Source organism: Streptomyces sp. NPDC107522 (genome assembly GCF_055657525.1).
This window is the reverse complement of record NZ_JBVKAU010000010.1, coordinates 190,717-205,636: the sequence shown is the minus strand read 5'-3', so window position 1 is coordinate 205,636 and position 14,920 is coordinate 190,717. Positions and strand designations below refer to the sequence as shown.

Sequence of the window (14,920 nt, the reverse complement as noted above, 5' to 3'; positions counted from 1 at the left end):
GTGTGTGCTGAGCCTTTGGTCAATGGCGGGCAATGCGACGGCAAAGCCTAGGAGGAACGGCCGAATCGCACATGCCAGCCGATGACCGGTTTAGGGGTATCTATTCAGCTATCGCACGAGTGATATTGATCATCACCGATATAGGGAACGCCGACGGCCCGAAAGCCGTCGGCGCTCCCCTGATCCCTGTGTGCCGCAGCCCGCCGCGCCCTGCGCGCGCTAGCCCGCGTGCTCCACGAACCGCGCCGCCGTCTCCGCCAGCACCTCCCGGCCGTCCCGGGCCCACAGCCCGTCGTTGAACAGCTCGACCTCGATGGCCCCGGCGTACCCGGCCGCCTCCACGTAGCCCTTCCACTCGCGCATGTCGATCGCGCCGTCCCCGATCTGGCCGCGCCCGGTGAGCACGCCTTCCGGCAAGGGGGTCGCCCAGTCGGCGAGCTGGAAGGTGTGGATACGGCCCGAGGCGCCCGCCCGGGCGATCTGCTCCGGCGCCGTGTCGTCCCACCAGATGTGGTACGTGTCCACCGTGACGCCGACCTGCTGGGCCGGGAAGCGTTCCGCGAGGTCCAGGGCCTGGGCCAGGGTCGACACCACGCAGCGGTCGGCGGCGTACATCGGGTGCAGCGGCTCGATGGCCAGCTTCACACCGCGCTCCTCGGCGTACGGGCCCAGCTCGCCCAGCGCGTCGGCGATCCGCTCCCGGGCGCCGTGCAGGTCCTTGGAACCGGCAGGCAGCCCCCCGGACACCAGCACCAGGACGTCGGTGCCCAGCGTCGCCGCCTCGTCGACCGCCCGGCGGTTGTCGTCCAGCGCCGCGGCCCGCTCCTGCGGGTCGATCGCCGTGAAGAAGCCGCCGCGGCACAGCGTGGTCACGGTCAGACCGGCGTCGCGGACCAGCTTGGCCGTCGCCTCCAGGCCGTACGACTGGACGGGTTCGCGCCACAGGCCGACGTTCACCACACCCAACTCGCCGCAGGCATCGACCAGTTGGGGCATGCTCAGCTGCTTCACCGTCATCTGGTTGATGGAGAAGCGTTCGAGTCCGGTGCTCACTGGGCCACTCCGTACAGGGCGAGCAGGTTCTTCATCCGCTCCTCGGCCGACTTCGGGTCCGGGAACAGGCCCAGGCCGTCGGCGAGTTCGTAGGCGCGGGCCAAGTGCGGGAGGGAGCGGGCCGACTGCAGGCCGCCGACCATGGTGAAGTGCGACTGGTGACCGGCCAGCCAGGCCAGGAACACCACGCCCGTCTTGTAGAAGCGGGTGGGCGCCTGGAAGAGGTGGCGGGACAGCTCGACCGTCGGGTCGAGGAGTTCGCGGAACTCGGCGACGTTCCCGGTGTCGAGCACCCGTACCGCCTCCGCCGCCAACGGCCCCAGCGGGTCGAAGATGCCGAGCAACGCGTGGCTGAAGCCCTGCTCGTCGCCGGCGATCAGCTCGGGGTAGTTGAAGTCGTCGCCGGTGTAGCAGCGCACGCCCTGCGGGAGGCGGCGGCGGATGTCGATCTCGCGCTGTGCCTCCAGCAACGACACCTTGATGCCGTCCACCTTGTCGGGGTGCGCGGCGATGACCTCCAGGAAGGTGTCGGTGGCCGCGTCCAGGTCGCTCGACCCCCAGTAGCCCTCCAGCGCCGGGTCGAACATCGGGCCCAGCCAGTGCAGGATCACCGGCTCGGCGGACTGGCGGAGGAGGTGGCCGTAGACCTCGAGGTAGTCCTCGGGGCCGGAAGCGGCCGCGGCCAGCGCACGCGAGGCCATCAGGATCGCCTGCGCCCCGCTCTCCTCGACGACGGCGAGCTGCTCCTCGTACGCCGCCCGGACCTCGGCGAGCGAACCGGCGGCGATCTGGTCGGTGCCCACACCGCAGGCGATCCGCCCGCCGACCGCCTTGGCCTCGGCGGCGCTGCGGCGGATCAGCTCGGCCGCGCCCGCCCAGTCCAGGCCCATCCCGCGCTGCGCGGTGTCCATGGCCTCGGCGACGCCGAGGCCGTGCGACCACAGGTGGCGGCGGAAGGCGAGGGTGGCGTCCCAGTCGACGGCGGCGGGCGAGTCGGGGGACACGTCGGCGAACGGGTCGGCGACGACGTGCGCCGCCGAGAAGACCGTACGGGAGCTGAAGGGCGCGCCCGGGGTGAGGACGAGCGGCTCGGTGCGGGACTCGTACGCCCGCAGGCCGCCCCGGGAGTCGGGCAGGTGGATGGTCACAGCGAGATCTCCGCTACGTCGATACGGCGGCCCTCGGCCGAGGACCGCAGGCCCAGCTCGGCGAGCTGGACGCCGCGGGCGCCGGCGAGGAGGTCCCAGTGGTACGGGGCGTCGGCGTAGACGTGCTTGAGGAAGAGCTCCCACTGGGCCTTGAAGCCGTTGTCGAACTCGGCGTTGTCGGGGACCTCCTGCCACTGGTCGCGGAAGACCTCGGTGGCGGGGATGTCCGGGTTCCATACCGGCTTCGGCGTGGCGGAGCGGTGCTGCACCCGGCAGTTCCTGAGGCCCGCGACGGCCGAACCCTCCGTACCGTCGACCTGGAACTCGACGAGCTCGTCGCGGTTGACGCGCACGGCCCACGAAGAGTTGATCTGGGCGATCGCGCCGCCGTCCAGCTCGAAGATGCCGTACGCGGCGTCGTCGGCCGTGGCGTCGTAGGGCTTGCCGTTCTCGTCCCAGCGCTGCGGGATGTGGGTGGTGGCGATGGCCTGGACGGACTTCACGCGGCCGAACAGCTCGTGCAGGACGTACTCCCAGTGCGGGAACATGTCGACAACGATGCCACCGCCGTCCTCGGCGCGGTAATTCCAGGACGGGCGCTGGGCGGCCTGCCAGTCGCCCTCGAAGACCCAGTAGCCGAACTCGCCGCGGATCGACAGGATGCGGCCGAAGAAGCCGCCGTCGATGAGCCGCTTCAGCTTCAGCAGGCCCGGGAGGAAGAGCTTGTCCTGGACGACGCCGTGCTTGATGCCGGCGTCGGCGGCGAGCCGGGCGAGCTCCAGGGCGCCCTCCAGCCCGGTCGCGGTCGGCTTCTCGGTGTAGATGTGCTTGCCGGCGGCGATCGCCTTCTTGATCGCCTCCTCGCGGGCTGAGGTGACCTGGGCGTCGAAGTAGATGTCGACGGTCGGGTCGGCGAGGACCGCGTCGACGTCGGTCGAGATGTTCTCGGGGGCCAGGCCGTGCCGCTCGGCGAGCGCCTTCAGCGCGTGCTCGCGGCGGCCGACCAGGATCGGTTCCGGCCACAGCACGGTGCCGTCGCCGAGGTCGAGGCCGCCCTGCTCACGGATGGCCAGGATGGAGCGGACCAGGTGCTGGCGGTAGCCCATGCGCCCCGTCACACCGTTCATGGCGATACGCACCGTCTTGCGTGTCACGTCGTTCCCTTCGTACGCGGAGTCTGCGCCGTGTATCGCCCTGTTGTGCACTGGTGAGCGTCGCAGCAAGCGCTTTCTATGGGATAAGAAGCTAGCCTCTGAGCAGCGGTCTGGACAAGACCGTGACGAGGTTGAGTTGTTCGAGGGGACGAACAACGGGGGTTTCTGGCCGTAAGGTCTGCTCGACACAGTCGGAACCAAGGGCCCCGGGCGGCCTGTCTACGAGCACGGATGCGGTGGTACGACGAGATGCGCGACCGGAGGACGACGAGATGACGGTGACCCTGGCGGACGTGGCGGCCCGCGCCCAGGTCTCCCCCGCGACGGTGTCGCGCGTACTGAACGGGAACTACCCCGTGGCCGCCACCACCCGGGAGCGGGTGCTGCGGGCGGTGGACGAGCTGGACTACGTACTCAACGGCCCCGCGAGCGCGCTGGCCGCGGCGACGTCCGACCTGGTCGGCATCCTGGTCAACGACATCGCCGACCCCTTCTTCGGGATCATGGCGAGCGCGATCCAGTCCGAGATCGGCGGGCCGGGCGGCCGCGCGGGCGGCGAGCGGCTCGCGGTGGTCTGCAACACCGGCGGCACACCTGAGCGCGAGCTGACGTACCTGACCCTGCTGCAGCGGCAGCGCGCCGCGGCGGTCGTGCTGACCGGCGGCGCCGTGGAGGACGAGCCGCACGCGGCGGCGGTCGCGGCCAAGCTGCGCAAGCTGGCGGACGCCGGGACGCGGGTGGTGCTGTGCGGGCGTCCCCCCGCCCCGGACACCGGCGCGATCGCGCTGACCTTCGACAACCGCGGCGGCGGGCGCGAACTGACCGAGCACCTGATCGGCCTGGGCCACCGGCGGCTCGGCTACATCGCGGGCCCGGAGGAGCGCACGACGACCCGGCACCGGCTGGAGGGCCACCGGGCCGCGCTCGAGGCGCACGGCATCGAGGAGGACGCGCGCTGGACGGTCCATGGGCGCTACGACCGGCAGTCCGGTTACGAGGCGACGCTGGAGCTGCTGCGCCGGGACCCGTCGTTGACGGCCGTGGTCGCGGCGAACGACTCCGTCGCGCTGGGGGCGTGCGCGGCGCTGCGGGACTCCGGGCTGCGGATTCCGGACGACGTGTCGGTGGCGGGGTTCGACGACCTTCCGTTCAGCATCGATGCGGTGCCCTCTCTTACGACGGTGCGGTTGCCGTTGGCGGAGGCGGGGGCGCGGGCCGGGCGGATCGCCATGGGGCGGGAGGAGCCGCCGCCCGGGGGGATCGCGACGATTCGGGGGGAGCTGATGGTTCGGGGGTCTTCCGGGGGGCCTCGGGGGTAGCTGCCCTGTTGAGGCTTCCCTGTCAGTACACGATGGACACGATCTGACAGGCGGCTTCCGCGAGACGGACGTCACCGTCGATGCGGGCGCGGGTGAGCGCGTCGGCAGGTTCGATCCCGCGAACGCACAAACGCCAGGCGGTCTCCGCGTCGAGGTGGAGGACGGCAGTGGTGCGGTCGGCGGGAGGTTCGGCCAGGGACCACTCGCCCTCGGCGGTGGTGGCGGTGGCTGTCCAGACGCCGCCGGCGGGGCCGTCCACCTGGACCTGAATCCGGGTGCCGACGGGAGCGGTCGTCTGGCGCAGGGTGTGCGGCAGGGCGCGCATGAAGGTGTCCAGGACCACCGCGAGGCGCTTCGGGTCGGGGTCTGTGCCCTGGCCGGTGGCGTGCCGGATCTGCTGGCGGTGGGTCCAGTACTCGGTCAACTCCCGGGCGGTGTCGAGCCACATCGGCGCCGGGTCCGCTCCGGCCCAGGAGACTCCCAGCGAGGGCGCCTCCGGGTCGGCGCCTTCGAAGAGGCGGGCGACCTGTCCGCCGACCAGGTCGAGGGTGTCGGTGAGTGCGGCGGGGCTGACTCGGGCGTGGGCGTAGACCCACTCCTGGTTGATGCGGTGGATGTACGTCGCCAGATCCTCACCGGGTGCGAAACCGGGGCCCTCCCCGTACCCGTCCCGGTGCCGGGCGAGGCGGCCGTAGCAGTCCCCCAGCAGGTGCGCGGCGACATGGTGCACGCTCCAGCCGGGCACCGCCTCCCGCGACCAGTCGGCCGGGGCCAGCCCGCGCAGGGTGGCGATGAGGGCGGCGTGCTCGTGGACGAAGAGGGGGCGGGCGTCGATCGGGGGGCCGAGCCAGGGGTGGCTGGGTGGGGCAGCGGGCTGTGGGTCCATGAACTGAAGGCTGCCGAAGGGGGGTTCGCTGGGCCACCGGATATTTGTCGGGCAGGCGGCCGCGAGGCGACCTCGGGCAGTCGACCCCCGAGACAGCCCCGGGCAGGCGACCCCGAGACGGCCTCGGGCAGACGGCCTTGGGCAGGCGAACTCGGGCAGGCGGCCTAAGCGTCCAACCCCCGGTCGGCAGCTGTCCGAGCCGCGAGTTCCACCCGCTCCCGGTGCTTCTCCCACCACTGCGCGTCGCCCGGCGCCATGTTGCCGTCCCCCATGCGCAACCCCGTGCCCCCGTCGACGAGTTCGCGCACGATGTCCGCGTGGCCGGCGTGCCGATGGGTTTCGCCGATCATGTGGACGAGGACGCGGTGGAGAGTGATGTCGCCCGGGGTGTCCCCGGGGATGCGGCCGACCGTGTCCAGGGGCAGCGCCTCGATCGTCGCGTTCGCGTGGGCGCAGACCCTGCGATAGCCGTCGACGATCCCGTCGCGTGTCTCGTCGGCGGTCGCCCACAGGTCGGCGTTCGGCTCGGAGGCGTCGCCGGTGATCCAGAGCGGAGGTGCCGGGCAGGGGCGTCCGAAGGTCTCGCCGAAGTAGAAGGCCTCCGCGCCGGTCAGATGCTTGACCAGGCCGAGCAGGTTGGTGCCGGTGGGGGTCATCGGGCGGCGGATGTCGTACTCAGAGAGGCCGTCGAGCTTCCAGAGGAGGGCGTCGCGGGCGTCCTGGAGGCAGCGGCGGAGGTCTTCCTTGGGGTCCGTGGCGGTCATCGGGGCAGTGTGCCAGTTGCGTGATCTTCGCTCATCAGGGTTTCCGCCAGGTGTGCGCCCTCTCCCGCGCGTCCCGTCCCGCGCGCCCTCTCCCGCGCGTCCCGTCCCGCGCGCCCTCTACTGAATCCCTGGTTCCGCACATAGGACTCCCCCACCGATGAGTTTCCGGCCGCGTTCCGGTCTCTCATGCCGTCCTCACCCGAGCGAGAAACAGGAGCGCCTCTCATGCGCATCGTCATCACCGAGTTCATCAGCCTCGACGGCGTCGTCCAGGCCCCCGGCGGCCCCGAGGAGGACACCGACGGCGGCTTCGCGCACGGCGGCTGGTCGCACCCGTACTTCGACGAGGAGGTGCTCGGCCCGGCGTTCACCGAAGGGCTGGAGAAGGCCGAGGCGCTGCTGTACGGGCGTCGGACCTACCTGACCATGGCGGGTGCCTGGCCCGAGCGGGCCGGTGACCCGTTCGCCGACCGGCTGAACTCCCTGAAGAAGTACGTCGTGACCGACACGCTCACCGACTCCGAGCTGACCTGGAACAACACCACCCGCATCCCCGGCGGCGAGGCCGTCGCCCGGATCCGTGGGCTGCGCGAGAGCGAGGGCGGTGACCTGGCGATGATGGGCAGCCCGACCCTCGTCCGCACCCTCATCCAGGAGGGTCTGGTCGACGAGCTGCAGCTCATCGTCATGCCGGTGCTGCTCGGGGGCGGCAAGTCGATCTTCCCGGCGGACGGCGGGAAGCGGCCGTTCGAGCTCGTGTCCACGGTCTCCGGGAAGACCGGCGTGCAGGTGTGCGTCTACCGGCCGGCCGTCGAGGGGTAGCCGCGGAGGCGCGGGCGTTCTAGGCTCGACGGAGACATCTCTGACTGAGTCAAAGATCCTGGGTCCACCGCCCGGGGTCCACCACCCTGAGCCGAACATCCGGGGGTCGACGCTCATGACCGTCCAGGACATCCGCGCCTTCAACCGCTTCTACACGAACGTCATCGGCGCCCTCGACTACAGCCGCCACCTCTACGCCCCGTACACCCTCACCGAGTCCCGCGTCCTGTACGAGCTCGCGCACTCCCCGCGGACCGACGCGGCCGACCTGCGGGCCGAACTCTCCCTGGACGCCGGGTATCTGAGCCGGATCCTGAACAAGTTCGAGCAGGACGGGCTCATCGAGCGCACGACGTCCCGGCAGGACCCCCGCCGCCGGCGCGTCACGCTCACCGCGCGCGGCCGGGAGACCGGCAAGCTCCTGGAGGAGCGGTCGAGCGAGGCGGTCGGCGCGCTGCTGGCGACGGTGCCGGCGGCCGAACGGCCGCGCCTCGCCGAGGCGATGGCGACCGTGCGCACCCTCCTGTCCCACGGCCGCCCTCCCCGCAGCGAGGACGTCCTCCTGCGTGACCCCGGCCCCGGCGACCTCGGCTGGATCGTGCAGCGCAACGCCGCGCTGTACGCCGCGGAGTACGGCTGGAACGCCGACTACGAGGGGCTGGTGGCGAGGATCGTCGCGGACTTCGCGGAGGACCACGACCCGCACCTGGAGCGGGTGTGGATCGCCGAGCTGGACGGGCGGCCGGTGGGCTGCGTGATGTGCGTACGGGACGAGGCGCCGGGCACGGCCCGGCTGCGTCTCCTCCTCGTCGAGCCGGAGGCCCGCGGCCTCGGCATCGGCGACCGGCTGGTCAGCGCGGTCGTCGACTTCGCGCGCGGCGTCGGCTACCGCGATCTCGTCCTGTGGACCAACGACGTCCTGGCCGCCGCCCGCCGTATCTACCAGCGCCACGGTTTCGTCCTCGTCGCCGAGAAGCCCCACCGCTCCTTCGGCAAGGACCTGACCGGACAGGACTGGCGCCTGGATCTGCACGACGTCGACGGCGTGGGCTGAGCCGGGACGGTGGTTGTGGGCGTCCCCTCGTTTCCCTGGCAAGGTGGGGTGCATGAAACTGGCGTTCTCCACCCTCGGCGTCCCCGGTCTCCCCCTCCCCGACGTACTGCGGCTCGCGACCGCGCACGGCTATCACGGCGTCGAACTGCGCACGCACCCCGAGGAGCCGGTGCACCCGGGCCTCGGTCCCGCCGAACGGGCCGACGTGGCCGCCGAGTTCAAGGCCTCCGGCATCGAGCTCCTGGGGCTCGCCGGGTACGCCCGGGTCGCCGCGCCCGGGGACGACGGACCCGTGATCGAGGAGATCCGCACCCTCCTCGACCTCGCCCACGACCTCGGCGCCGGCTTCGTGCGCGTCTTCCCCGGCGCCGACCCCGAGCAGAGCCGGGAGGCGGCGGACGCGATCGCCGCGCGGCGCCTGGGTACGGCCGCGGAGTACGCCGCCGACATCGGCGTACGGATCCTGCTGGAGACCCACGACTCGCACCGCACCGGCGCCGAAGCGATCCGTGTCCTCGGCCTGGTCGGCCACCGCCACGTCGGCTCGCTGTGGGACGTCATGCACACCTGGCTGGGCGGCGAGCAGCCCTCGGAGAGCTACGCGGCCCTCGCCCCGTACCTCGGCTACGTCCAGGTCAAGGACGTCGCCTCCGCCGACGACACGACCCCGCTGCCGCTCGGCGCCGGGGTGCTGCCGCTCGCCGAGTGCGTGGAGGTGCTCTCCCGGCACGGCTGGGACGGCTGGCTGTGCTGGGAGTACGAGAAGCGCTGGTACGAGCAGGCCGCCCCGCTGCCCGAGCTGCTCGGCGCGGGCCGGGAGCACCTGGCGCGTTTGCTGAACGAGTCGGCGTAGGCGCCGGCTTGCGGCGGCTGCCACCCGTGAGCGGCTGCCGCGGGTAATTCGGTGGCCGGGCGCGACGGCCGCCGTATAGCGTCGCGCCTCGTGCCCGATTCCGCCCCGCGCCCCGCCATGCCGTCATGAGTCTCGCCCGTACGCTGATCGACGTACGGCCGCTGCGCACGTCCCCCGTCTTCCGGCGGCTGCTGATCGGGCGGACGGTATCGCTGCTCGGCGGCTTCATGACGATGGTGACCGTCATGTACCAGGTCTGGGACCTGACCCACAGCACGGTCTGGAGCGGTGCGGTCGGCCTCGCGCAGGTGGTGCCCATGGTGGGCGTGGGCCTGTTCGCCGGGGCATGGGTGGACCGGGGCGACCGACGGCGGATCTTCCTGGTCGCCACCGTCGGGCAGGCGGTCTGCGCGCTGCTCCTCGCGGTGCAGGGCTTCACCGGGGGTGTGCCGGTGGTCGGAATCCTCGCCCTGGTGGCGGCCGGCTCCTGCTTCGGTGCGGTCGGCGGCCCGGCGGCGGGGGTGTTCGTGCCGCGGCTGCTGCCGAAGGAGCAGGTGGCGGCCGGGCTGGCCCTCAACCACGCCACCGCCCAGGCGATGATGCTCGTCGGCCCCGCGCTGGGCGGAATCTTTCTCGGCTGGTTCGGCATCGGCGTCTGCTATCTGCTGGACGCGCTGAGCTTCGGCCTCGCCTTCTACGGCGCCTTCGGCCTGCCCGAGCTGCCGCCCGAGGGCGAGCCGTCGCGGGCCGGGCTGCACGGCGTGCTGGACGGCGTGCGCTTCCTGGCCGGCCACCGGGTGGTGCGCGGCGTGCTCGTCACCGACCTCGCCGCCACGGTCCTCGCCATGCCGGTCAGCCTCTTCCCCCTGGTCAACGCCGAACGCTTCGGCGACGACCCGCGCACCCTCGGCCTGTTCCTGTCGGCCCTCGCGGTGGGCGGTGTCACGGCGACGGCCCTGTCGGGTGCGGTCACCCGCCTGGGGCGCCCCGGTCCGGTGATGCTGTGCGGGTCGGCGACGTGGGGCGCGGCGCTGGCGCTGTTCGGCCTGATGACCGACCCGTGGGCGGGGCTCGGGCTGCTGGTGGTGGCGGGTGCCGCCGACGCCCTGGCGGTCATATCGCGCGGCACGATCGTCCAGACCCGTACGCCGGACGCCCTGCTCGGCCGGGTGACGGCCGCCGAGCAGATCGTCGGCCAGGGCGGCCCGCACCTCGGCAATCTGCGCGGCGGCCTCGTCGCCGGCTGGTCGTCCGGCGCGACCGCCCTCGTCACGGGCGGGCTGCTGTGCGTACTGGCGGTGGCCTACGTCGCCACGAGCACACCGGAACTGCGGGACGGCGCGGCTACGCCGGACGAGCAATGATCTTCGCGGTGGGATCCAGGCACCACTGCAGTACGGCGGGCCAGGGACCGTAACCGGCGTGGACGGGACGGCCGTACTCGACCTCATGACGCCGGACCGGCTGAAGGACGCGGACCGGCATCGACAGGGGCCCGGTCACAGCGGTGGTACGCGAGCGACTCGCAACCGCGGCTAGGTAGTAGCCGGCGGCTTCGGCAGGAACCCGGCCACCCGCCCCTCCAACCGCCCCCGGCACTCCGCCCACTCCGCCGCCGTGATGGAAAAGACCGCGGAATCACGCAACCGCCCCTCCTCCCCCGGCGCCCAGGAACGGGACCAGTTCCGCAGGACGCCCTCGAAGCGGGCGCCGACGCTCGCGATCGCCGCGCGGGAGCGTTCGTTGCGGGCGTCGGTCTTCAGGTCCACGCGGGACACGCCCCATTCCTCGAAGGCGTGCCGGAAGAGGAGCAGCTTGGCTTCGGCGTTGATGCCGGTGCCCTGGGCCGAGCGGGCCAGCCAGGTGAAGCCGACCTCTATGGCGTCGAGTCGGCCGTCGGAGCGCCAGCTGCGCGGCTCCCAGTACGAGGTGGCGCCGACCGCCCGTCCCGAGGCGACGGAGACCTGCGCGTACGGCGCCAGCTTTCCCGTCGCGGCGCGGCCGAGCTGCGTGTCGATGTAGTCGGCGATCTCGTCCGCCCTCGGCACCCACGTGAACGCGTAGGTCCCGCGGTCCTCCTCCGCCGCCACCGCCAGATCCGCGGCATGCCGGTGTTCCAGCGGTTCCAGACGCACCAGCGCGCCCTCGAGGAGCGGCCCCTCCAGCCTGAAGCTCATCCGTCGACCCCCGTCACTCGTCACAACCGCGCGCGCAGCGCCCCGAACTCCTCGTGGAAACCCGGGAAAGTCTTCCGTACGCACCCGGGGTCGTCGAACGAAATACCGGCCGCCCGCAGCCCGGTCACCGCGAACGACATCACGACGCGGTGGTCGCCGTACGACTTGATCTGCGCCCCGCTCGCGGCAGGGGCGCCCGGGTGGATCTCGATCCAGTCCGGGCCCGTCGCCACCTCCACCCCCAGCCGCCGCAGGTTCTCCGCGCACGCCTCCAGCCGGTCGCACTCCTTCACCCGCGTGTTCGCCACGTCCTCGATCCGCACCGGGCCGGAGGCGAACGGCGCGATGGCCGCGAGCGTCGGCATGGTGTCGGAGATGTCCCGCATGTTGACGGTGATGCCGCGCAGTTCGCCGGTTCCGCGGACCGTGGTGCCGTCCGTGCCGGTCTCGACCTCCGCGCCCATCCGCCGCAGTACGTCCACGAAGCCCAGGTCGCCCTGGAGGGCGCCCTCGCCCAGGCCCGGCACCGTCACCTCGCCGCCCGTCAGAGCGGCCGCCGCGAAGAAGTAGCTCGCGGTCGACGCGTCGGGCTCGATCTCGTAGGTCGTCGCCCGGTAGCCACCCGGCGGGACGACGAAGGCGTTCCCCTCCCGCCCTACCTCCACCCCGAACGCCCGCATCATCGCGATGGTGATCTCGACGTAGGGCACCGAGACCAGGTCGGTCACCGTGATCCGCAGGCCCTTGCGGGTCAGCGGGCCGAGCAGCAGCAGGGCCGTGAGGTACTGCGAGGACTGGCCCGCGTCCAACGTGACCTCGCCGCCCTCGACGCCGGCCGCGACGACCGTCAGCGGATGGTGGCCCTCCTTCTCCTCGTGCCGCAGGTCCACGCCCAGGTCACGCAGCGCCGTACTCAAAGGCCCCAGGGGGCGGCGGCGCATCTGGGGCGAGGCGTCGAAGCGGTAGGTGCCGTGGCCGGTCGCGGCCAGCGTCGGCAGGAAGCGGGCCGTCGTCGCGCCGTCGCGGCAGTAGACGTCCGCCTCCGCGACCGCGGGACCCTGCGGGCGGCCGTCGACCTGCCAGGTGTCCGGGGTCCGGCCCACGCGGTAGCCGAGCCGGGTCAGTCCCTCGGCGAAGCCCTCCGTGTCGTCGGAGCGCAGCGGCCGTACGAGGGTGGTGACACCGTCGGCCGCGGCCGCCAGGAAGAGGGCGCGGGCGGTGATGGACTTGGAACCGGGGATGTCGACTGCGGGCATGGCCTCATGATCGCCCGGCCGTCGTCGTCACCGCCGCGGCGTCCACGGGATGGACCCGTGTCCGACCCTCGCTCGTTGCTCACCCGTCACGTCGGCCACCGGCTCACCGACTTCGCCGATTCCGGCCGTCTCCGGGAACCCAGCCCCACCCCCGCTCGTCCAACCGGCGAGCTGCCGGAGAGTCACCGTGGTGCGGTGTCGGCCCTCGCTGCTGGCTGCGATCGCTGACCACCCTCTCCGCCGTGCCGCGGCCGGCAGCACGCCGTCATCGGCGCGCCCCCCTCCAACTGCGCCGATGGCGGCCCCTCTTCCCCTCTTCTTCCTCCTTTCTTCCGTCTGCTTCTTCCCGTGTTCGGTTACGGCCCGTTCCCTTGACTGGCAGAAACTTCCCGGTTATTGGTGACTTCTCGGAAGTTTCCTTCAGCGCACCACCTCCGGAAGGAGCGCACGTTGCCCGACACCAGCACGGGAAGCACGGGAAACACCGCACCGCCTTCAAGACGTACGGTCCTCGCGGCCACCGCGGGCGTCACCACCGCCCTGGCCCTCGGCGGCACCGCCCACGCCGACGCCCCCGACGACAAGAAGCTGCGCGCCCTCATCGCCCGGATGACCCTGCCGGAGAAGGTCGGCCAGCTCTTCGTCATGCGGGTCTACGGCCACTCCGCCACCGCCCCCGACCAGGCCGACATCGACGCCAACCTCAAGGAGATCGGCGTCCGCACGGCCGCCGAACTGGTCGCCAAGTACCGCGTGGGCGGCATCATCTACTTCACCTGGGCCCACAACACCCGCAGTCCGCATCAGATCGCCGACCTGTCCAACGGCATCCAGCGGGCGTCCCTCACCCAGCCCCGCGGCCTGCCCGTCCTCATCTCCACCGACCAGGAGCACGGCATCGTCTGCCGCGTCGGCAAGCCCGCCACCCTCTTCCCGGGCGCCATGGCCATCGGGGCCGGCGGCTCGCGCACCGACGCCCGCACGCTCGGCCGTCTCGCCGGACAGGAACTCAGGGCGCTCGGCATCCGGCAGAACTACTCCCCCGTGGCCGACGTGAACGTCAACCCGGCCAACCCGGTCATCGGCGTGCGCTCCTTCGGCGCCGAACCGGACGCGGTGGCCGGCATGGTCGCCGCCGAGGTGGCCGGATACCAGCGAGCGCAACAAGTCGCCGCCACCGCCAAGCACTTCCCGGGTCACGGCGACACCGCCGTCGACAGCCACTACGGCTTCCCGGTCATCACGCACACCCGCGAGCAGTGGGACGAGCTGGACGCGCCGCCCTTCCGGGCCGCCGTCCGCGCCGGCATCGACTCCATCATGACCGCGCACATCATGGTCCCGGCGCTCGACGACTCCGGCGACCCGGCCACCCTCTCCCGCCCGATCCTCACCGGCATCCTGCGCGAGGAACTGGGCTACGACGGGGTGGTCGTCACCGACTCGCTCGGCATGGAGGGCGTGCGCACCAAGTACGGCGACGACCGCGTCCCGGTCCTCGCGCTCAAGGCCGGTGTGGACCAGCTCCTCAACCCGCCGTCCCTCGACATCGCCTGGAACGCGGTCCTCAGGGCCGTCCAGAACGGTGAGCTGACCGAGGCGCGGCTGGACGAGTCGATCCTGCGGATCCTGCGGCTGAAGGCGAGGCTGCGGCTGTTCGACGAACCGTACGTCAGCCGGGGCGGGGTCGACAAGAACGTCGGCACCGCGTCCCACCTCGCCACCGCCGACCGCATCGCCGACCGTACGACGACCCTGCTGGTCAACGAGGGGGCGGTGGTGCCGCTGTCCCGCCGTACCCACCCCAAGGTGCTGGTCGTCGGCGCCGACCCGGCCTCCCCGTCCGGCACCACGGGACCGCCGACCGGCGTGCTCGCCGCCGCCCTCACCGAGCTGGGCTTCACCGCGAGTGCCCTGTCGACCGGTACGGCACCCTCCGCCGCGACCATCGCCAGGGCCGTCGCGGCGGCGCGGGAGGCGGACGCGGTGGTGGTCGGGACGTACAACGTCACGGCGGGCAGTGCGCAGCGGACGCTGGTCGGGGAGCTTCTCGGGACGGGGAGGCCGGTGGTGGCGGTCGCCATCCGCAACCCCTACGACGTGGCCCAGTTGCCCGCCGTCCCCGCCTATTTGGCGTCGTACTCCTGGACCGACGTCGAACTGCGGGCGGCCGCCCGGGTGATCGCGGGACGGGTGGCGCCGCGCGGGAGGCTGCCGGTGTCGGTACAGCGGGCGGACGATCCGACGCGGGTGCTGTATCCGGTCGGGCACGGGCTGTCGTACGGGAGCAGCTAGCAGGGCGTAGCGCCATGGGCGTAGCACGCGTACGCCATATAACAGCCGCACTCACCCCCAACCGGCGCAAAGGACCCCACACGTCTGGCGTGCGCCCGCTGCGGCGGGTCACGCTGGACGGGGGTACCCGGGGGGAGTG

13 protein-coding genes are annotated in these 14,920 nt (G+C 72.1%); 6 read left to right on the top strand and 7 right to left on the bottom strand.

Translation table 11 applies throughout. The features are described 5' to 3' along the window. Positions 1-219: 219 nt before the first annotated feature. The 3 genes from ACZ7L6_RS29190 to ACZ7L6_RS29180 are packed head-to-tail and all read right to left on the bottom strand — an operon-like array spanning position 220 to position 3,355. On the bottom strand, positions 220-1,017 hold the full coding sequence (locus ACZ7L6_RS29190) for a sugar phosphate isomerase/epimerase family protein (protein WP_471929071.1): 798 nt from the start codon (positions 1,015-1,017) through the stop codon (positions 220-222). Positions 1,018-1,049: 32 nt separating this feature from the next. Next, positions 1,050-2,201: a dihydrodipicolinate synthase family protein gene (locus tag ACZ7L6_RS29185; protein WP_471928945.1), complete on the bottom strand. Its 1,152-nt coding sequence runs from the start codon at positions 2,199-2,201 to the stop codon at positions 1,050-1,052. Next, complete coding sequence (locus ACZ7L6_RS29180; RefSeq protein ID WP_471928943.1) at positions 2,198-3,355, bottom strand: Gfo/Idh/MocA family protein; 1,158 nt, start codon at positions 3,353-3,355, stop codon at positions 2,198-2,200. The genes ACZ7L6_RS29185 and ACZ7L6_RS29180 overlap by 4 nt, the downstream gene beginning before the upstream one ends. Before the next feature lie 272 nt (positions 3,356-3,627). Between ACZ7L6_RS29180 and ACZ7L6_RS29175 the strand changes: the two genes are divergently transcribed. Beyond that, positions 3,628-4,674, top strand: coding sequence for a LacI family DNA-binding transcriptional regulator (locus ACZ7L6_RS29175; protein ID WP_471928941.1), 1,047 nt, complete (start codon positions 3,628-3,630; stop codon positions 4,672-4,674). A gap of 22 nt (positions 4,675-4,696) precedes the next feature. Here the strand turns inward: ACZ7L6_RS29175 and ACZ7L6_RS29170 are convergent, their stop codons facing one another. After that, on the bottom strand, positions 4,697-5,560 hold the full coding sequence (locus tag ACZ7L6_RS29170) for a maleylpyruvate isomerase family mycothiol-dependent enzyme (RefSeq protein WP_471928939.1): 864 nt from the start codon (positions 5,558-5,560) through the stop codon (positions 4,697-4,699). A 164-nt stretch (positions 5,561-5,724) separates the two neighbouring features. Then, a complete protein-coding gene (locus ACZ7L6_RS29165; protein ID WP_471928937.1) occupies positions 5,725-6,324 on the bottom strand; it encodes a DinB family protein in 600 nt (199 codons plus the stop codon). A gap of 225 nt (positions 6,325-6,549) precedes the next feature. On the opposite strand from ACZ7L6_RS29165, the gene ACZ7L6_RS29160 reads away from it, so the two are divergent. From ACZ7L6_RS29160 to ACZ7L6_RS29145, 4 genes are all read left to right on the top strand, one after another. Then, positions 6,550-7,146: a dihydrofolate reductase family protein gene (locus tag ACZ7L6_RS29160; protein WP_471928935.1), complete on the top strand. Its 597-nt coding sequence runs from the start codon at positions 6,550-6,552 to the stop codon at positions 7,144-7,146. 115 nt (positions 7,147-7,261) lie between these two features. Continuing rightward, on the top strand, positions 7,262-8,200 hold the full coding sequence (locus ACZ7L6_RS29155) for a bifunctional helix-turn-helix transcriptional regulator/GNAT family N-acetyltransferase (protein ID WP_471928933.1): 939 nt from the start codon (positions 7,262-7,264) through the stop codon (positions 8,198-8,200). 52 nt (positions 8,201-8,252) lie between these two features. Next, a complete protein-coding gene (locus tag ACZ7L6_RS29150; protein ID WP_471928931.1) occupies positions 8,253-9,053 on the top strand; it encodes a sugar phosphate isomerase/epimerase family protein in 801 nt (266 codons plus the stop codon). A 125-nt stretch (positions 9,054-9,178) separates the two neighbouring features. Then, entirely contained in the window at positions 9,179-10,417 is a 1,239-nt protein-coding gene (locus tag ACZ7L6_RS29145) for an MFS transporter (protein WP_471928929.1), read from the top strand. 171 nt (positions 10,418-10,588) lie between these two features. On the opposite strand, the gene ACZ7L6_RS29140 is transcribed toward ACZ7L6_RS29145, so the two are convergent. Both ACZ7L6_RS29140 and aroA read right to left on the bottom strand, forming a co-directional pair. Beyond that, positions 10,589-11,230 carry a GNAT family N-acetyltransferase gene (locus tag ACZ7L6_RS29140; RefSeq protein WP_471928927.1) on the bottom strand — a complete coding sequence of 214 codons (642 nt, stop codon included), beginning with the start codon at positions 11,228-11,230 and terminating at the stop codon, positions 10,589-10,591. A 20-nt stretch (positions 11,231-11,250) separates the two neighbouring features. Next, on the bottom strand, positions 11,251-12,486 hold the full coding sequence (aroA, locus tag ACZ7L6_RS29135; protein WP_471928925.1) for a 3-phosphoshikimate 1-carboxyvinyltransferase: 1,236 nt from the start codon (positions 12,484-12,486) through the stop codon (positions 11,251-11,253). 450 nt (positions 12,487-12,936) lie between these two features. Here aroA and ACZ7L6_RS29130 point away from each other — a divergent pair, with 450 nt between their 5' ends. Continuing rightward, complete coding sequence (locus ACZ7L6_RS29130; RefSeq protein ID WP_471928923.1) at positions 12,937-14,781, top strand: glycoside hydrolase family 3 protein; 1,845 nt, start codon at positions 12,937-12,939, stop codon at positions 14,779-14,781. Positions 14,782-14,920 lie beyond the last annotated feature (139 nt).

Coding starts and splice junctions, on each gene's coding strand:
- ACZ7L6_RS29150 (WP_471928931.1), top strand. CDS start 8,253: ATGAAACTGGCGTTCTCCACCCTCGGCGTCCCCGGTCTCCCCCTCCCC.
- ACZ7L6_RS29140 (WP_471928927.1), bottom strand. CDS start 11,230: ATGAGCTTCAGGCTGGAGGGGCCGCTCCTCGAGGGCGCGCTGGTGCGT.
- ACZ7L6_RS29190 (WP_471929071.1), bottom strand. CDS start 1,017: ATGACGGTGAAGCAGCTGAGCATGCCCCAACTGGTCGATGCCTGCGGC.
- ACZ7L6_RS29175 (WP_471928941.1), top strand. CDS start 3,628: ATGACGGTGACCCTGGCGGACGTGGCGGCCCGCGCCCAGGTCTCCCCC.
- ACZ7L6_RS29165 (WP_471928937.1), bottom strand. CDS start 6,324: ATGACCGCCACGGACCCCAAGGAAGACCTCCGCCGCTGCCTCCAGGAC.
- ACZ7L6_RS29170 (WP_471928939.1), bottom strand. CDS start 5,560: ATGGACCCACAGCCCGCTGCCCCACCCAGCCACCCCTGGCTCGGCCCC.
- aroA (WP_471928925.1), bottom strand. CDS start 12,486: ATGCCCGCAGTCGACATCCCCGGTTCCAAGTCCATCACCGCCCGCGCC.
- ACZ7L6_RS29160 (WP_471928935.1), top strand. CDS start 6,550: ATGCGCATCGTCATCACCGAGTTCATCAGCCTCGACGGCGTCGTCCAG.
- ACZ7L6_RS29145 (WP_471928929.1), top strand. CDS start 9,179: ATGAGTCTCGCCCGTACGCTGATCGACGTACGGCCGCTGCGCACGTCC.
- ACZ7L6_RS29155 (WP_471928933.1), top strand. CDS start 7,262: ATGACCGTCCAGGACATCCGCGCCTTCAACCGCTTCTACACGAACGTC.